We start from the raw sequence: 17,583 nt of genomic DNA, 5'->3' as shown, positions 1-17,583 counted from the left end.
GGGAGGTCCAGTATGTCTACGCTCAGCACATCCGGCACCGCGGAAGCTCTCGCGGCACTGCAGCAGTACCGCGACGACGATCCGCCCGCGCTCACCCTGCCGCCCAGCGCCTACACCTCACCCGAACTCTGGGAAATGGAACGCGAGCGGATCTTCAACCGCTGCTGGTATCTCGTCGCACACGTCGATCAACTCGCCACCACCGGTGACTACGTTGCCGTCTCCATCGCCGGCGAACCGGTGGTCGTCACCCGTGCGAAAGACGATGCGCTGCACGCGATGTCACCGATCTGCCGCCATCGACTGATGCCGCTCGTCGAACCGGGCGCGGGCCGCACCGACGCCTTCACCTGCCAGTACCACCTGTGGAAGTACGGGCTCGACGGACGGCTGCGCGGCGCGCCGTACATGGGCGGCAACAAGCAGTTCGAGCCGAAGGACTGCCGGTTGCCGCAGTTCGCGGTCGCGGAATGGAACGGCTTGGTCTTCGTCAACCTCGACGCGAACGCCGACCCGATCGGCGCCCACCTGGACCTGGCCGCACACCAGTTCGCCGACTACCGGTTGACCGAGATGGTGCAGGTCGACACCTGGTCCTACGAGTGGCAGACGAACTGGAAGAGCGTGATGGAGAACGGCCACGAGAACTATCACGTCATCGGGTTGCACCGGGAGACGCTCGAGCCGTTCATGCCCGGCGGCAGTGACATGTTCGTCGAGCAGTACTCGCCGTGGGTGCTGCACGCCAGGATCCCGTTCGCCGCGTCGGTGGCGCCGGAGGTGTTGACGCTCAACGAGGTTCAGCAGGCCAACGGCATGGTGCTGCTGACCTTCCCGTCCAGCGCCTTCGTCGGGACCGGTGACCAGATCGTCTGGTTCAGCTTCCTGCCGACGGCCATCGATCGGGTGCACGTGGTCGGCGGCGTGCTCACCATGCCCGAGCTGGTCGGCGTGTCCGAGGCGGTGACCAGAACCCAGCAGGCGGCCACCGCGATGATCAACAACGAGGATCGGCTCGGGCTGGAAGCCGTCCAGCGCGGCGTCTCCTCGCGGTTCGCCGAACGCGGGCACCTCAGCCCGAAGGAACAGCCGGGTGTGCTCGCGTTTTATCGGAACCTGGCGCACGCAATGCTCGGCGACGAAGCGAACGGCCGTTAACCTGAACCGTATGCCCGCGGAAACTACCCGATCGAGCCCGGCGGCCGAACGCATCCTGCGCACCGCCGCCGAGCTCATCGCGGCGCGCGGCTTCTCCGCTACCTCCACCCGCGACATCGCGGCCGCGGTCGGGGTGCAGCAGCCCGCCATCTACAAGCACTTCTCCGCCAAGGACGACATCCTCGCCGCGCTGGTCCGGCTCGGGTTGGAACGGCCACTGGCGCTGGCCGACGAACTAACCGCCGTGTCTGCGCCCGCCGTGGTCAAGCTGCACCGCTGGCTACGGGAAACGCTGCAGCACCTGCAGGACTCGCCGTACGTCCTCGCCTCCATCCTCACCTCGCCGGAACTCCAGCGAGAACGGTTCGTCGACGAGCTGGAGCTCGTCTCGCGGCTCGACCGGGTGATCATCGCCATGGTCGAGACGGGGCAGCGTGAAGGTGATGTGCGGGCGATGAATCCGGTCTCCGGAGCCCGATTGGTTCAGGCCTTGTTCGACGCGCTGGCGCTGCCGGAGATCGCGGTCAGCCCCGCGGAGATCGTCGAGTTCGCGCTGATCGGGCTGCTCGCCGAGCCCGGTCGACTAGCCGAGATACAACGCGCTGCGGACGAGCTGGTGGCGACCGAACCGGTCTCGATGGCCTGATCTGTGGGGTACGTGTCCTTGTGGACATCTCCCCGCTGATCGAGACTGGGTGCATGGAGTCCAGTGGTGACGTAGTGGTCGCGGTATCCGAGGGTGTGTTGCTGCTCGACGTTGCCGGACCGATTCAGGTGTTGCACTGGGCCGGCCATCGGGTGCGGTTCGCGTCGCCGGATGGGCGGGACGTGTGCACCGACGTCGGTGTGCCGCTGAGTGTTTCGTGTGCCATCGAGAATTCGACAGGTTCCATCGATACGCTGCTCGTTCCCGGATACGCACCGGAGGAGCCGGTTCCGGCCGACCTGGTTCGATCGGTGCGGGCGGCCGGTGCGGGCGCGCGGCGGATCGCCTCGGTCTGCACCGGAGCGCTGGTCCTTGCCGAAGCCGGACTGCTGGACGGGCGGCGGGCGACGACGCACTGGTTGGCCTGCGATCAATTGGCGCAACAGTTTCCGGCCGTCGAGGTCGACCCGGATGCCATCTTCGTCCGGGACGGATCGGTGATCACCTCGGCGGGCGTCACCGCGGGTATCGATCTGGCGCTCGCACTGGTGGAAGAGGACCACGGCGTCGAGGTGGCACGCTCGCTCGCCAAACATCTGGTGGTGTTCCTGCGCCGTCCCGGTGGGCAAGCGCAATTCAGTGTGCGGGCCAGCATCGGGATGCCCCGCAGCAGTGGGCTGCGCAAGGTCGTCGATGCCGTCGTCGCGGACCTGTCGGCCGACCACGGTCTGGCCGCCATGGCCGGCCGTGCCGCGCTCAGCGAACGCCACCTGAGCAGGCTGTTTCGGCAGGAAACCGGTATGACGCCCGCGCAGTACGTCAAGCAGGTCCGCGTGGAAGCCGCGCAAGTACTGCTGGAGACGAGCGACGAACTAGTCGCCGCTATCGCTAGGCGCAGCGGTTTCGGATCCGAAGAGACCATGCGCCGCACCTTCGTCGAGGTGCTCGGCACGACGCCGAGCGACTACCGGAGTCGATTCCGCACCACCGCTCCCTGACTTCACACCTTCGAAATCCAATCCGTACCAAGGAGTTCAGCCATGTCCTTATCTCGTCGCGCCGCCATCGGTGTGGGAATCGCCGGGACCGCCGCCGCGTTGTCGCAGACATCCGCAGCAGCCCAACCGAACCCGCTCCCGCTACCGTCGACCCCGTTGGCGGACAAGGCAATTGCGTTGATCGACCGGACGTTGACCCCAGCCTTACGCAACCACAGCGTGCGCGGATTCTTCTTCGCCCGCGCGGTAGCCGACCGGCACGGCCTACGCCCCGGCACCGACTACGACGAAGAAACCATGTACCTCATCTGTGTCCTGCACGACGTCGGCCTTGCCGAAACCCCGAGCAGCGACCAACGATTCGAGATAGACGGCGCCGACCAAGCCGCGCTGTTCCTCGAAGCCAACGGTGTCACCGACACCCGAGTCGACACCATCTGGGACGCCATCGCCACCCACACCACCGGCTTCACCGATTCCCCCGTCTACCGCCGTCGCCGCCCAGCGGAATCCTGGCTGGCCGTAGAAGGCATCGGCATCGACGTAGCCGGCGCCCCCACCGACCTACCCCCCGGCTACGCCGACCAGGTCCACGCCACCTACCCCCGCCTCGGCGGCACCCGAGTCCTCACCGAAACCATCGAAGCCCAAGCCCTGGCCAACCCCCGCAAGGCACCCCCGGCCAGTCTCGCCGGGGAAATCCTGCGGCTGCGTCACCCGGAAATAGCCCAGTTGAGTTGGGACGACATCGTGGCCACCAGTGGCTGGCACGACTGATCGGAGCGCGATAGCCCGGGAAGGTGCTACTCGACTGGCTTGCAGCGGTAGGCGTCCACGGGCAAATCGCAGTCGCGCTCCTTACTGCCCCGACGTCTTCTGCCCCGACGTCGCAGCGATTCGGTGACCCACCGTCGCTCGACGTGAACGGGGGCGCCCGGTTGGGCGCCCCACTCAGGTCGTTGCAGTCGTCAGCTGCTCGCCGGTGCGGCGTCGACGGTGTCCTTCGCCTTGAGCTCGGCCTTCCATTCGCGGAAGCCCTCTTCGGTGCGTCCACGGCGCCAGTAGCCGGAGATCGAGGCGGCCCATTCGGCGGTGACGCCGCGTTCGCGGCGCACGTACCGGCGCATGTCGTGCATGACGGCCTGGGCTTCGCCGTGAATGAAGACCTGGACCTGGCCGTCGCGCCAGGGCGCCTTGCGGACGCTTTCCGCCAGGACTTCACCCGGCGACTGGGTGCCGCGGTGCAGCCAGGTCAGTTCGATACCCTCGGGCTTCTGCAAGGGGAGCTCGTCGTCGGGGCCGGCGACCTCGACGAACGCGTAGCCGACGGCGGCCGGGTCCATCGCCTCCAATGCGGCGGCGACGGCGGGCAGTGCCGCCTCGTCACCGGCCAGCAGGTGCCAGTCGGCGTCGGCGCGAGGGGAGTAGGCACCGCCGGGGCCGTACATATCGATGGTCTCGCCGGGCTGGGCCGCCGCGGCCCACGGTCCCGCGATGCCCTCGGCGCCGTGGTACACGAAATCGGCCGCGATCTGGCCCGCGTCCCGATCGACCGAGCGGACGGTGTAGGTGCGCAGCACCTCGATCCCGTCGCGCTCGAAGATGAACTTGACGTAGGCATCGGTGAACTCGCTGGTCTGGAACGCGGCGAAGCCGGGGCCGCCGAGGTGCACCCGGATGAGGTGCGGGCTGAGCCACTCGGTGTGCTGCACGGTGAGGGTGGTGCGGGGTCTGGCCATAGGTAGTCCTCCCACTATCACAATTAGGGTTACCTTACTTACCCTACTCCGAGTTGATCTCGAACGAAATCACGCGTTGTTCGGCTCATCGTGCGAGCAACCGCTGACGAACCCGCCGCGGCCGTCCAGGATGACGAACATGACCCAGACCGTGCCGACGCCGACCCACCTGGTGCAGCAGCGTTACCGAGACCCCGAGCCTACCGAACCCGCCCGGTGGAACGAGGTATTGCAGGTGCTGCACGAGCATCGTTCGGTGCGGCGCTATCTGGCCGACCCGGTGTCCGACGACACACTGCGCCTGCTGATTTCGGCCGCCCAGTCCGCGCCGACCTCGTCGAACCTGCAGGTGTGGAGTGTCATCGCGGTGCGCGACCCGGAACGCAAAGCGCGGCTCGCGGCACTGTCCGGCAATCAGGCGCACATCCTGCAAGCGCCCGTATTGCTGGTCTGGACAGCCGATTTCGCGCGCGTACGTCAGCTCGCGGACGACCGGAACGCCTCGCTGGACGGCGCCGACTACCTCGAATCCAGCTACGTCGGGTTCATCGATGCGGCCCTGGCCGCGCAGAACGCGGTCGTCGCCGCGGAATCCCTCGGCCTCGGCACCGTGTATCTGGGGGCGCTGCGCAACAACCCGGAAGACGTTGCGGCGGAACTGAAGCTGCCCCCGCAGGTGTTCGCGGTCTTCGGGCTCGTCGTCGGCCACCCCGATCCGACCGAGGATGCCAGGGTCAAACCGCGGCTACCCCAGGCAGCGGTACTGCATCGCGAGACCTACGACCTCGCCGGGCAGCGCGAACACGTCGCCGACTACGAAGGCAGAATCGCCGAATTCTATGCCGAGCAACAACTCTCACACTCCTGGACCGAACGTGTACTGGCTCGCCTCGGCTCCGTGGCGGGACTCGGTGGTCGTGACCGGTTGCGCAAGTCGCTGGAGAATCACGGCTTCCACCTGAAGTGACCGTCGGGCTCGCGTGAGCCGTATCGAAGCAGCGAATGTGGTCTGCGGCGGTTGCACCGCCAGAACGGAATCGCCCAGCGTCTGTCACATGATGGCCGCTGCGGAGGGTGACTCCTGATGGCCTTGGCAGGGTCGATCACATGGCATCCCGGCCCGGTGGCTGTGCGCGCCCCGCAGTGCGAGAGGTCTATTCCAACGCCGGACCCCCAAAGGCCGGCCGTGCGCCGATCCCCAGCACCGCGAACCCGTAGGCTGCTCGGCGCGTAGCGAGGCACCTGACCTGCGGTGTTCCCCTCATCGACCGCCGTGAACTACGCCCGCGCCCACCGGGACCGGTAGCGTGACGTGCTGATCGATCCCAGAACATGCGATGATCCCATGTCATGTGTCCGGGGTCACCGACCGACGATCCCGGGCGTCGCGTCGTTGCCGCACGAGAGAAGGACCGCACTATGACAGCCGCCGACAGTCATTTATCGGACGCTGGAACGCACGATTCGACCGGCACCGGGGACTCGGAGGGCTATTCGCGCGGCCTGAGCCCGCGCACCATTCAGATGATCGCCATCGGCGGCGCCATCGGCACCGGCCTGTTCTACGGCGCGGGTGGCGCGATCGAGCAGGCCGGACCGGCCCTGATCCTCGCCTACCTGGCCGCGGGCCTGGCGATCTTCGTGATCATGCGGGCGCTGGGGGAGCTGCTCACCTATCGCCCGGTCTCCGGCAGTTTCGCCGAGTACGCGCACGAATTCCTCGGCCGCTACGCGGGTTTCGTCACCGGCTGGTCGTACTGGGCGGTGTGGGTGGCGACCTGCATGGCCGAGATCACCGTGGCGGGCAAGTACGTGCAGTACTGGTTCGACATCGCGCCGTGGATCACGGCGCTGGGGGTGCTCGCGCTGATGTTCGCGGCGAACCTGATCTCGGTGCGGCTGTTCGGCGAGGGCGAGTTCTGGTTCTCCGCCATCAAGGTCACCGCGATCATCGGCATGATCCTGCTCGGTATCGGCGTGCTGACCATCGGTTTCGGCCACGCCGCGAACCCGACCGTCACCAACCTGTGGGCCGACGGCGGCGTGTTCCCGAACGGCTTCGGGCAGTCGCTGCTGGTGTTGCAGATCGTGCTGTTCGCCTACGTCGGCGTCGAGCTGGTCGGCGTCACCGCCGGTGAGGCGCGCGAACCGCGCAAGACCCTGCGCAAGGCGATCAACACACTGCCGTTCCGGATCGGCCTGTTCTACGTCGGCGCGCTGCTGGTGATCATGTCGGTGTCCAGCTGGCGGACGTTCCGGGAGGGTAAGAGCCCGTTCGTCGAGGTGTTCCAGCAGATCGGCATCCCCGGCGCGGCGGGCATCATCAACTTCGTGCTGCTGACGGCCGCGCTGTCGTCGTGCAACTCCGGTATCTACTCGACCGGCCGCATGCTGCGCACCCTTTCGCTGCACGGCGAAGCCCCGTCCGCGCTCAGCAAGCTGAGCTCGCGCCACGTGCCCTACGTCGGTATCTCGGCGTCGGCGGCGATGATGGTCATCGGCGTGATCGTCAACATCATCTCCCCGGACAAGGCGTTCGCCTACATCACCTCGGTGAGCACCATCGGCATCATCTTCGTGTGGGGCATGATCCTGGTCTGTCACCTGATCTACCGCGCCAGGGTGGCCCGCGGCGAGCTTCCCGCGGCGGACTATCGCCTGCCCGCCGCGCCGTACACGACGGTGCTGGCGCTGGCGTTCCTCGCGCTGGTGGTCGTCCTGCTCTTCTTCACCGAGAGCGGCCGCACCGCCGTTGCCGTCGGCGTCGTCTGGGCAGCGCTGGTCTCCGTCGGCTACCTCGCCCTGACCCGCCTCGGAAAGACCGGCGACACAACGGATCCCGCTCGCGAGTCCGCCGCCCGCTAGTTCGCGACAGCCGCACACCTTTCGATTTCCCGCATACCGAATCGCCTCCGATTCCGTATGCGGGAAATCAGGATGTGTGCGGCTCGGCCCAACTGTCTGGGTTACTCGCGTTCTGCTCGTGATAGCCGCTGCTTCGAGGTTTGTGCAGGTAGCGAGCTCGGCGCGGGAAGGAAGAAGTTCAGCACCAGTCGGGTGATGTCGGCGAGGAAGCGTTCGCGGGAGACCGGCGGCTGATCCAGGATGTACCGGATGGCCAGGTGCTCGACCGTGCGGACCAGCATCCAGGACGCCGCCGCGAAGTCCACATCGTCGGGCAGCGAGTCCCGGTGCATGGTCAGCGCGACCCGGGCCAGATCGCCGATCTGCTGCTCGAAGGCGAAGACGGTGTTGTCGCCGCTGAGCCGCGGTGTCTGCTCGATGACCGCGCGCAGCAGCGCCGGATGGCTGCCCAGCGCGTCGAGCAGCGCGGAAATCGTTGCCGGAACGGCGGTTTCGGGCGGCTCGTGCAACTGCGCGAGCACGCTGCTGTGCACCCGGGACGCCACTTCGCTGTTGTAGCGGTCGATCACCGCGGTGACGATGGCGTCCTTGCCCGGAAAGTATTGGTACAGCGAGCCGGGACTGATGCCCGCGGCGTCGGCGATCCGGTTGGTGGACGCGCCGTCGTAACCGTGTTCGATGAGCACGGTCTGCCCGGCATCGATGATGCGCTGCACCATGGCGCGAGAGCGCTGCTGCTGCGGCGTTTTCCGCGTCTTCGGTGGCATCAGAAGACGAATTGAACGCGAGTATTTATTCGTGTCAGCATCATTTCATGGTTGCACACAATGACGTCGTGCACGAGAGCCCCAGTGCGCCCGTGCCACTCGGTCCGGACTCGTTGACCTGGCGAATCTTCGGTTCCCTCTACTTCGCGCCCAGCGGACTGTTCCTCGGCATGGTGCAGAACATGCATCCCGGCCTCGGCGCGGGCGTGGAGTACCACTCCGAGATCCAGGACGAGTTCTATCAACGGGTGCTGCGGTCGGCGTACCCGATCGTCGGCGTGGTCTTCGACGGGCCGCGGGCCGAGCAGACCGCACGCGAGATCGTGAACTACCACCGCACGATCAAGGGCACCGACGCGCAGGGACGCCGGTATCACGCTCTCGATCCAGGCACCTTCTATTGGGCGCACGCGGTGTTCTTCGTGCAGACGCTGCGCGCCGGTGAGCTGTTCATGGGCGGACTCTCGACCGCGCAACGCGAACAGCTGTGGCGCGAGCAGTACCAGTGGTACGAGATGTACGGGATGAGCATGCGGGTGGTCCCGAAGAGCTGGCCGGAGTTCCAGGACTACTGGAAAGACATGTGCGACAACGTCTTGGAGCCGACCCAGGCTGCCTGGGATGTCTACCGCCTGGCCGAGAGCGCTCCCGTACCGCCGTTCCCGGTGCTGGACATGCTGCCGAAACCACTGTGGGAGAAGATGGTTCGCCCGTTCGGCGCCAGGTTCTATCAGTTCGTCACCATCGGCCTGTGCGACCCGGCGATCCGGCGCACCATGGGCTTCACCTGGACCCGCCGCGACCAGTTCTGGTTCGACCGCTGGTGTGCGCTGTTCACGGCGATGAACCGGGTGACACCGGACGAGATCCGCTACTTCTTCCCGCGTATCCGGGCCGGGCGCCGCCGCGAACGCGGCCTGCGACCTGCCACACTGCCGCCGCCGGAGGCCCCCGAATTGTTCTGGCCCGCAACCGAGCACCGCGCCGACCCCAAACACTATTGCCCGGTACACGCCGATCACGGGTCGACCCCCGCCACGAAATTCCGGCAACTGACAGGATTTTGACCGATGCTGGACGTGAACACCGCCGCGCACCCCAACGACTACTACTACCGCCCCGGCATGCCGCTGCGACCACCGCCGCCGCGCGCCGTTGCCACCGAATTATGGTACGAGCCAAGGAAGTCGATACTGTCGCCGTGGATCGAGGTGCGCCCGGTCCCGGCCGAAACGCCACGCACCCGGCTGATGGCCGACCACCTCTGGCAGGGCGACGAACCGATGGACCGGCTCGTCGCCGCGTTCGGCCGGATCGGCACGGCGGAGGGCCGTCGCCTACTCGAGCACGCGCTCGACCATGGCATCGACACCCTGGACGATCCGCCCCCGGAACTGGTCGCTCTGTTCGTCACGCTCGACAACCCGCCCGATTGGTACGACCCCGACCTCTGGGAATACGGCCGCCAACTGTGGATCAACGTCTCCACCTCCGGCAAACTCGCCATGGGCGTGCAGGACTTCATGGGCACCTTCGTCGGCGCGGAAGTCGCCTCCGCGACCGGGGCCACCGGCCGATTCGTCAACGACCCGTATCGGCGAAACCTGGAGACCTCCACCTGGTTCCGCAATGTGACGGTGCGCGGCGGCATGGACCGCTGGTCCCCGGTCTTCAAAGACACTGTGCGCGTGCGACTCATGCACGCCCAGGTGCGCGCCGGGCTGCGCCGAGCCTGGGGCGCGGATCATTTCGCCGAGCACGGCAACCCCATCTCCAACAGCACCATGATGGGCGCAGCGGTCACCTTCGGGCTTTCGCCGATGTGCTTCGACCACGCCCACGGCCGCAAATGCACTGAGCGGCAACTGAATGCGGTGATGCATTACTGGGCCTACATCGCCTACGTGTTCGGTGTCGCGGACGAACTGATCCCGCGCACGGCCCGCGAAGGCATGGAGATGTCGGACTATATGGTCGCGACCGCCGGTGTCGCACCGGAGTGGACGGCGAACATGGCCGGCGCGGCCACCCATCGCCTCGCCGGTGACACAGGCCTCGTCGACCGGTTGAAAGTCCAAGCCACGGCACCGCTGCTCGGCCTGCTGACCTACTTCAGTAGCGAGCCGCTCGTCCGAGAGTTGCTCCGTAGCACACCATTACGCGACGTGCCGGTCCAACCTTGGGCCACGCTGACGGGCGTCGCCGCAGCACTCGACGTCCGCCTCCGAGCACTCGACGACGCACTCCCAGGCGCACACAGCCGAATGCAGCGCCGCGCGGCCGCCGACGACCCGGTCTGGCGCCGCAACACCAAGGTCGCCGCGCTGCTTGCCGCCCGCGTCGGCATCTACGGCACCCCCTACGACCAACACGACAACTCGGCCACCGGACTGGCCCGCTGCCCGATCCGATGACCCACCAACCCCCACCGCTCGTAGTCGAGCTGCACCGATCCGGCCGCACGCTACTCGTCCCACCCGCGCTGACCGTGCTCGAAGCATTGGAGAACGAGGGCGTCGCCATCGACTCGATGTGCCGGGCAGGCATCTGCGGCACCTGCGAAACCGTCGCCCTGTCCGGAACCGGCACCCGACCCGCCCGCTACCCGCGCCCACTCCGCCTCTGCACTACTGCGCCCGGCACCCTCACCCACCTAGTCCTCGACCTCTGACCGGAGCAGGGAGGCTTCAGCGGGCGGCGACAGACTCGCCAAGCCGCGCCCGGTGCGCCCAGAAGGGGTGCGTTCTGGCGCACTGAGGCGTCACGTCGGCCAGGTTCGAGTGAGCGCGCCCGCTGGGTTGTGTCGGCCCGCGACGTTGGCATGTCAAGGCCGCTGCGGCACAGCCAATCCGGCTTCGGCTCATTGGCAGTGCGCTTCCGCTCTGCAGTCGCGAACGGCGAATCGTCAGGAAGCAGCAGGCCCATGGCAGCGAAAGTGGCCCGGGCAGCCGCCGCTTCGCCGCCCGCGCCCTGCCCGACGACGACCTGGTCACCTTCGTCATGCGGCACATCGCGAGCACCGCCTGGAAGGTGCACGCAGTGCCGGGCGCGGTCACGAGCGTGCCGAGCGCGAGCCCAGCAGACCTCGGCCGCCTGCAGAGCGCGAAACTGATGGCGGCGAGCTGCGGTGCGCATCGAATCGCGGCGGCTGCGGCGAGGAGGGCTCGGCGGGCGGCGGCTGGAGACTCGCGACTCGCCGAGCTGCCCTGTTCGTGCCCGTCTGCGAGGTCAGTGCTTGCACACCGAGGTTGTACCGGCGCGCGTTGGCAAGGTTTGCGTCGGCGCGCACCGACAGATTGTGCCGAGGTTGCACGGGTGTGCGGTGCCGAGGTTGCACGGGTGCGTGGTGGTGGGTTGCACAGGTGTGCGGTGCCGAGGTTGCACGGGTGCGTGGTGGTGGGTTGCACGGGTGCGCGGCGGTTGTGATCATGGCTTTGCGCGCGGCGGGCAGGCTGTCGGCACAGTAGCGTTGCGTGCAACGAGGCCGGGCGCCAGGAAGGGTGGTCGGGGGCGATTCGGTGCTGGGTCGAGCGGCGGAGGTAGAAGCATGACAACTAAGACGTTGGCGGAGTTGGTGCCGGGCGAACTGCCCGCGGGGATCGCTGGGCTGGCGCCGGAGGTGCAGGCCGCACTTGCCACGGTGGTGGTGGAGGCCAGGCGTAAGCAGGCGACCGACTTGGAAACCGCCGCGTACTCGCTGCTGGATTTCGTGCCGCGGTTTCTGCGTGGTGCGGTCAAGAAGGCGGCGGGGCTGTGACCGATGTGGCGGGCGCTCAGCTGACCAAGCTTGCCCGGACGCTCGGCGTGCCCGTCGACCGGCTCGATTATCTCGCCGACGTCCCCGCGACGGATCTCAGAGACTTCCGTTTCCAGATCGCCGACCTGCTGTTCGAAAGCCAATCCGGCGGGCTGCGCAAGGTTGCTGCCGCGGCCAAGGTGATCCCCGCCCAGATCATCGCCAAGCTGGTCGCTCGCAACCGCAACGCGCTGCTCGCGGCGCGCATGGCGGCAGTACTGGAGCCGTCGCACGCGGTCGACGTGGCCAAGCGTCTGCCGGTCGACTTCCTCGCCGAGGTCGCACCACTGCTCGACGCGCGCCGCTCCGCCTACCTCATCGCCGACCTACCGACGGACACCATCGTCGCCGTCGGCAAACTCCTTGCCCGCCGCCAAGATTGGATCACCCTCGGCGACCTGATGGCTGTCATCTCCGACGACGCCGCCCGCGCCGCCCAAGCCGCCCTCGACGGCACCGCCCTGCTGCACGCCGCTTACCTCGTCGACGACGCCGAACACCTGGCACGCCTGGTCGCCTTGGTCTCCGAAACAAAGCTGGCCGAAATGCTCCGCGCCGCCGCCGAACACGATTTATGGGACGAATACCGCAGCACCCTCGACGGCCTGCCCGACCCAGCCCTCGCCACGGTCCGCGCCGCAGCCGACCAACTCCCACCCGACCTCCGCGACCGTGCCCTCACCGAAATCGCCGACGCCCGCCCCACGTAACCCGGCCCATCCCCAACCACACCCCCGGCGGCCGCCGGAGTCCGCACCCCTTCTCGGGATCCGCACTGACTCTCGGGATCCGCACCGGTTGCGGGCCCCCAGAGTCGGTGCAAGTCCCGAGAGTCAGTGCGGACCCGGAGAAACGGTGCGGCTGTTGGGCGAAGCGGTGCGAGACAGGGCGACCCCAGCGGAAATCGCCGACCGCCGCCCCACATACCCCAAACCCCCAAACTGGCGCACCCTTCTCGGATCAGCACCCCTTCTCGAGATCTGCACCGACCGGCCATGACAGCACCCCACCCGCACGCCGCCGCCACGTCCCACGAGCGACCCGGCACCGCACCGAGCGGGACATGACGGCGGCTCCACTCGCACTTGTCCACCACTATGTCCCGCAGGCCGCCCAACCCTGCTTCGTGCGGGACATGACGGCGGACTCACTCGTAGTTCTCCGCGACTACGTCCGGGAACCAGAGTCGGCGCAGGTCCCGAGAGTCGGTGCGGACCCGGGGAAACGGTGCGGCTGACGGGCGAAGCGGTGCGGGTCAGGGCGGACCCAGCGGAAATCGCCGACCGCCGCCCCACGTAACCCGGCCCATCCCCAACCACACCGCCGGAGTCCGCGCCCCTTCTCGGGATCCGCACTGACTCTCGGGATCCGCACCGATTGCGGGCCCCCAGAGCCGGTGCAAGTCCCGAGAGACAGTGCGGGCCCCGAAAAATGGTGCGGGCCCCGAAAAATGGTTCGGCTGTCGCGCGAAATGGTGCGGATCCCGCGAAACGGTGCGGCTGTCGCGCGAAGCGGTGCGGGTCAGGGCGGCACCACTCGCATTCCGCCACCACTAGGTACCGTTGATCATGAACCCACTGAGAGCGCGGATTTTCAGGTAGTCGACTACGTACGCTCCGCCCGCCAAGCAGTACGAGAATAGAGCTGTTGGAATCGTCGGGGCCTGATGAGGATGTGTGCCATGGTCACCGTTCGTATAGCGACGTTCAATCTGGAGAACTTCGACGAGACGCCGAACCCCACCCCGTTCGAGCCGACCCTCGCCGACCGCATCGCTGTGATGCGCCCGCAGATCGACCGCCTCCGCGCCGACGTCCTGTGCTTGCAGGAGGTGAACGGCCAGGAGCGCCCCGGACAACCTCGATCGCTGCTGGCCCTGGCCGAACTGCTCCAGGGCACCGCACTGGCCGGCCGCAATGTCGTCTCGACGGAGAAGGCGAACGGCGAGGTGTTCGACGAACGCAACCTCGCGGTGGTCACCTCCCTGCCGGTCACCGCCCGCGCCCAACTGCTCAACGATCTCGTCGCCGCGCCGGTCTACCAGGTGCTGACCGCGAATCCCCCTGCGCTGCAACCACAGTCGATCGGCATCGAACGCCCGATCCTGCACGTGCAACTCGACCTGCTCGGCGCTCCGCTGCACGTGATCGTGGTCCACCTGAAGTCGAAACTGCCCACCGATATCGCAGGCCAGAAGCTCGACCGCTTCACCTGGCGCGACGCGGGCGCGGCGGCCGAGGGGTCGTTCCTGTCCGACATGAAACGAATGAGCCAGGCCGTAGAGGTCCGGCGCTTGGTCGACCAGATCCTCGACCAGGACCCGGACGCCCGCATCGTGGTGGCCGGTGACTTCAACTCCACCACCGACGAGGTGCCGCTGGTCGCGATCCTCGGCAATGTCGAGGACACCGGCAACGGCGCGCTGGCCGGCCGCGTGCTGGTACCGCTGGAGAACACCATCCCCGAATCCGCGCGCTACTCGCTGTTCCACCACGGCACCGGCTACATGCTGGACCATCTGCTGGTCACCCGCAATCTGCTCGCCCACTACCGCGGCACGGAGATCCACAACGAACTGCTGCACGACGAGTCCGCCGACTTCGCGACGGACAAGAAGTTCCCCGAATCCGACCACGCACCGATCGTCGCGACCTTCGAGTTCGCCTGACGAAGGCCTTGCGTCGAAGTCCTATCCGGCCGGACTTCGACACCGGGTCTAGCTGACGACGGTCTTCCGGCCCGGCATACACGCCGCAGCCAGCACCATCACCCCCGCCATCACCGCCACCGTGATGAAGACCAGATGCACCGCCGACGACAGGATCGCGGGCACCGGATGATCGGTGTCGCCGACCCGCGCGTTCACGATCGCCCCGAAGACCGCGACACCCACCGCACTACCGATCGACCGCGCGAACATATTGGCCGAGGTCACCACACCGCGCTCGGTCCAGTCCGCGCTCGTCTGCGCCGCGATGAGGGTGGGCGTTGCGACCAGACCCATCCCGACGCCGATCACGAAACACGACCCGGCAACCTGCCACAGCGTCGAATCCTCGGTGATCAGCAGCGTGGTCGCGGCACCGATGGTCGCGAGTCCACTGCCGATCAGCGCGGTCGACCGGAATCCGATGCGCAGGTACACCTTTCCCGCCTGGGACGCGGCGATCGGCCAGCCGAGGGTGAGCGCACCGACGGTGAGTCCGGCGACCAGCGCACCGGTGCCGAGCACGCCCTGCGTGAAAGTCGGTACGTACGTGGTCAATCCGACCAGGATGGCCCCGACCAGCACCGAGACCAGGCTGCTCGCGATGACCACCCGCCGGGTGAACACCCACAGCGGCAGAATGGGATTGGCCGCCCGCCGCTCGACCAGACCGAACAGTACGAGCAGCACCGCCCCGCCGGCGAAGATGCCGATGCTCGCGGGGGAGTCCCAAGCCCAGGCCTGTCCACCCTCGAGCAACCCGAGGATCAGCGCACCCGCGCCGATCGTCAACAGCGCGGCACCGAGATAGTCCACCTGTTGCTTGCGGCGCGGCGCGCTCTCGGTGAACTTGCGCAGCAGCATCCACGCGGCCACCGCCGAGAGCGGCAGGTTGATCAGGAAGATCCAGCGCCAGCTGAGGTAATCCGCGAAAACGCCGCCGAGCAGCGGCCCGGCCACCGACGACATGGCCCACACGCTCGCCAGGTAACCCTGCACCTTCGCCCGCTCGGTCAGCGTGTAGAGGTCACTCGCGATGGTCATCGTCATCGGCTGGATCGCACCGGCGCCGATGCCCTGCACCGCCCGGAAGATGATCAACCCGAGCATGCTGGTCGCCAGCCCGCACAGCAGTGAGCCGAGCGCGAACACCGCGATTCCGAACATCAGGACCGGCTTACGCCCGACCGTGTCGGCGAGCTTGCCGTAGATCGGCACGGTGACCGCCTGCGCCAGCAGATAGATGGAGAAGAGCCACGGGAACTGGGCGAAGCCGCCGAGCGTGCTGGTGATGGTCAGCACCGCGGTGGCGATGATGGTGGAATCCAACGCCACCAGCCCGGTCGACAGCATCAGCGCGCCGAGGATGGCACCCCGCTCCGATCGGAAGCCGACGGACGATGCCACGGTCTCGGTCGCCACGCGCGCGGCCCCTTTCGTTTGTTCGACTAACCATCATCACGAACGTATCGCGATGTCAGCTATTCCCGCCTGGAATTTTCCCACCCCTCGGGACCGGCGCGCGACGGGAAGGCGGAGGAAGCCGACAGTGAACACCGTGCGGCCGAGACCGGCGATGTTGGACTGCCGTACATAGGGAGTTGGACTACCGCACATCTCCGGCAAACAATTAGCAATCAAATTGACGTTACCCGACGTTCCGCTGAACCGCGCCGAATGTTGCCGGTAGTTGAATGCACTGCGGTAAATGGTTAACGACGTTTGTCCGACCAGGTGAAATCGGGCGAAAAAACGGCGCGAATAGGACGTTCCGCCCCCGCCGCATGCGGAGGTCCTTACTCCGTATAAATCCGGTGTCTCAGCTCACATGCGCTTCCAGGTGGAAGCTGTAGACAGTCATCTCAGTACGGTTGTACTGTCTGCCGATGTGTTCAGGACGACGCTGTAGGTAGGTGGTGTTAAGGCTCGGGCAGTTGAGCATTTCACTGATGTTTCCTCAGCGTCGAAATGAATCGTTGTCCTAAGCGTGAGGGCGCGGACGACCCCAATCCATTCAATCTAGATACCGACCCGACCGGATAGTGAACGGGGCCTCCCGATGGAAATCTTCTGCATAATTCTGCTTGTCTATCTCGTCTTCGCGGAGCCATTCTTCGAGATATTCTCGGTCCGCGTCTTCACGCGCGAATTCGGTGTGCGATCCGACGCGCGCGTGCGCCTGTATCAGGGCGGCGTCTTCCGCACCTGGGCCACGCTGGCGGTCATCCTGGTGGCGTTCGCGGTGAGCGGCACCTCGGTGCACGAGCTCGGGCTGACCCACTTCGACTTCAGCGTGTTCCGCGGCTTCTCGCTCGCGGAGAAGATCATCAGCCTCGCGATCGTCACCATCTACGTGTCGTATCTGTTTGGCCCCGTGCTGATTCCGCTGCTCGGCGGGCAGCGCGGCAAGGACTGGATCGCGAGCAAGATCGAGTACGTCGTCTTCATCACGCCGGAGACCTCCATCGAGCGGTTCTGGTGGCTGGCGAACTCCTTCAGCACGCCCGCCGAGGAGGTCGTCTACCGCGGCTTCACCATCTACGCGGTCGCGCTGCTCTGGCCGGACCTGCCGTTCTGGATCCTGATCATCGTTGCCGGTGGCGTCATCGATGGTCTGCGGCACGGATTCCGTCCGGCCGTCTCCGCCCAGGTGATATTCGGTGGTGTCGCGCTGGCGCTCACCTACAAATTGACCGGCGCGATCTGGCCGACCATCGCGGTGAAGCTCTTCCACGACCTGCGCGTGCTGGCATTCCCGCTGGCCCAGGCTCGCCGGAATCTGGCCGCGCGTGGATTGTCCGAAATTCCCGGGAAAACCCTGAGTGACCACAATGTCCCCGCCGTCGCGGACAATACTGAAAATTCAGTCGAGCCACGTACTTCTGTTTCTACGTAGTAGGGATAGTG

16 protein-coding genes are annotated in these 17,583 nt (G+C 66.7%); 13 read left to right on the top strand and 3 right to left on the bottom strand.

From position 1 onward, the window contains the following. The first annotated feature begins 12 nt into the window (after positions 1 to 12). From IBX18_RS31435 to IBX18_RS31420, 4 genes are read left to right on the top strand one after another with little or no spacing between them, the layout of a single operon-like run. Positions 13 to 1,158 carry an aromatic ring-hydroxylating dioxygenase subunit alpha gene (locus tag IBX18_RS31435; protein WP_194837127.1) on the top strand — a complete coding sequence of 382 codons (1,146 nt, stop codon included), beginning with the start codon at positions 13 to 15 and terminating at the stop codon, positions 1,156 to 1,158. Between the two features lie 10 nt (positions 1,159 to 1,168). After that, positions 1,169 to 1,804 carry a TetR/AcrR family transcriptional regulator gene (locus IBX18_RS31430; RefSeq protein ID WP_194837126.1) on the top strand — a complete coding sequence of 212 codons (636 nt, stop codon included), beginning with the start codon at positions 1,169 to 1,171 and terminating at the stop codon, positions 1,802 to 1,804. A gap of 53 nt (positions 1,805 to 1,857) precedes the next feature. Next, a complete protein-coding gene (locus tag IBX18_RS31425; RefSeq protein ID WP_194837125.1) occupies positions 1,858 to 2,802 on the top strand; it encodes a GlxA family transcriptional regulator in 945 nt (314 codons plus the stop codon). Between the two features lie 42 nt (positions 2,803 to 2,844). Further along, on the top strand, positions 2,845 to 3,579 hold the full coding sequence (locus IBX18_RS31420; RefSeq protein WP_194837124.1) for an HD domain-containing protein: 735 nt from the start codon (positions 2,845 to 2,847) through the stop codon (positions 3,577 to 3,579). A gap of 191 nt (positions 3,580 to 3,770) precedes the next feature. Here the strand turns inward: IBX18_RS31420 and IBX18_RS31415 are convergent, their stop codons facing one another. Beyond that, positions 3,771 to 4,541 (bottom strand): siderophore-interacting protein, encoded by a 771-nt coding sequence (locus IBX18_RS31415; protein WP_194837123.1) that lies wholly within the window; start codon positions 4,539 to 4,541, stop codon positions 3,771 to 3,773. Positions 4,542 to 4,680: 139 nt separating this feature from the next. Here IBX18_RS31415 and IBX18_RS31410 point away from each other — a divergent pair, with 139 nt between their 5' ends. Both IBX18_RS31410 and IBX18_RS31405 read left to right on the top strand, forming a co-directional pair. After that, the gene (locus tag IBX18_RS31410; RefSeq protein ID WP_228542094.1) at positions 4,681 to 5,508 is read left to right on the top strand and encodes an NADPH-dependent oxidoreductase; all 828 of its coding nucleotides are present in this window, start codon (positions 4,681 to 4,683) and stop codon (positions 5,506 to 5,508) included. Between the two features lie 452 nt (positions 5,509 to 5,960). After that, on the top strand, positions 5,961 to 7,406 hold the full coding sequence (locus IBX18_RS31405; RefSeq protein ID WP_194837121.1) for an amino acid permease: 1,446 nt from the start codon (positions 5,961 to 5,963) through the stop codon (positions 7,404 to 7,406). Positions 7,407 to 7,507: 101 nt separating this feature from the next. Here the strand turns inward: IBX18_RS31405 and IBX18_RS31400 are convergent, their stop codons facing one another. Then, complete coding sequence (locus IBX18_RS31400) at positions 7,508 to 8,173, bottom strand: TetR/AcrR family transcriptional regulator (protein ID WP_228542093.1); 666 nt, start codon at positions 8,171 to 8,173, stop codon at positions 7,508 to 7,510. A gap of 47 nt (positions 8,174 to 8,220) precedes the next feature. Between IBX18_RS31400 and IBX18_RS31395 the strand changes: the two genes are divergently transcribed. From IBX18_RS31395 to IBX18_RS31370, 6 genes are all read left to right on the top strand, one after another. Next, positions 8,221 to 9,240 carry an oxygenase MpaB family protein gene (locus tag IBX18_RS31395; RefSeq protein ID WP_194837120.1) on the top strand — a complete coding sequence of 340 codons (1,020 nt, stop codon included), beginning with the start codon at positions 8,221 to 8,223 and terminating at the stop codon, positions 9,238 to 9,240. Positions 9,241 to 9,243: 3 nt separating this feature from the next. Next, positions 9,244 to 10,587, top strand: a complete 1,344-nt coding sequence (locus IBX18_RS31390) for an oxygenase MpaB family protein (RefSeq protein WP_194837119.1) — start codon at positions 9,244 to 9,246, stop codon at positions 10,585 to 10,587. After that, positions 10,584 to 10,844, top strand: coding sequence for a 2Fe-2S iron-sulfur cluster binding domain-containing protein (locus IBX18_RS31385; protein WP_194837118.1), 261 nt, complete (start codon positions 10,584 to 10,586; stop codon positions 10,842 to 10,844). The genes IBX18_RS31390 and IBX18_RS31385 overlap by 4 nt, the downstream gene beginning before the upstream one ends. An 876-nt stretch (positions 10,845 to 11,720) precedes the next feature. Next, positions 11,721 to 11,930, top strand: coding sequence for a hypothetical protein (locus IBX18_RS31380; RefSeq protein ID WP_194837117.1), 210 nt, complete (start codon positions 11,721 to 11,723; stop codon positions 11,928 to 11,930). Further along, positions 11,927 to 12,679, top strand: coding sequence for a hypothetical protein (locus IBX18_RS31375; RefSeq protein WP_194837116.1), 753 nt, complete (start codon positions 11,927 to 11,929; stop codon positions 12,677 to 12,679). Before IBX18_RS31380 ends, IBX18_RS31375 begins: the two co-directional genes overlap by 4 nt. 971 nt (positions 12,680 to 13,650) lie before the next feature. Then, complete coding sequence (locus IBX18_RS31370; protein WP_194837115.1) at positions 13,651 to 14,637, top strand: endonuclease/exonuclease/phosphatase family protein; 987 nt, start codon at positions 13,651 to 13,653, stop codon at positions 14,635 to 14,637. Positions 14,638 to 14,685: 48 nt separating this feature from the next. On the opposite strand, the gene IBX18_RS31365 is transcribed toward IBX18_RS31370, so the two are convergent. Beyond that, positions 14,686 to 16,098 carry an MDR family MFS transporter gene (locus tag IBX18_RS31365; RefSeq protein ID WP_194837114.1) on the bottom strand — a complete coding sequence of 471 codons (1,413 nt, stop codon included), beginning with the start codon at positions 16,096 to 16,098 and terminating at the stop codon, positions 14,686 to 14,688. A 637-nt stretch (positions 16,099 to 16,735) separates the two neighbouring features. Between IBX18_RS31365 and IBX18_RS31360 the strand changes: the two genes are divergently transcribed. Next, positions 16,736 to 17,572 carry a type II CAAX prenyl endopeptidase Rce1 family protein gene (locus IBX18_RS31360; RefSeq protein ID WP_194837113.1) on the top strand — a complete coding sequence of 279 codons (837 nt, stop codon included), beginning with the start codon at positions 16,736 to 16,738 and terminating at the stop codon, positions 17,570 to 17,572. Positions 17,573 to 17,583: the final 11 nt, after the last annotated feature.

This window comes from Nocardia sp. XZ_19_369, from assembly GCF_015355715.1.
Classification (GTDB): Bacteria; Actinomycetota; Actinomycetes; order Mycobacteriales; family Mycobacteriaceae; genus Nocardia.
The sequence above is the reverse complement of the archived record's forward strand: the minus strand, read 5'-3'. Positions and strand labels throughout refer to the sequence as shown.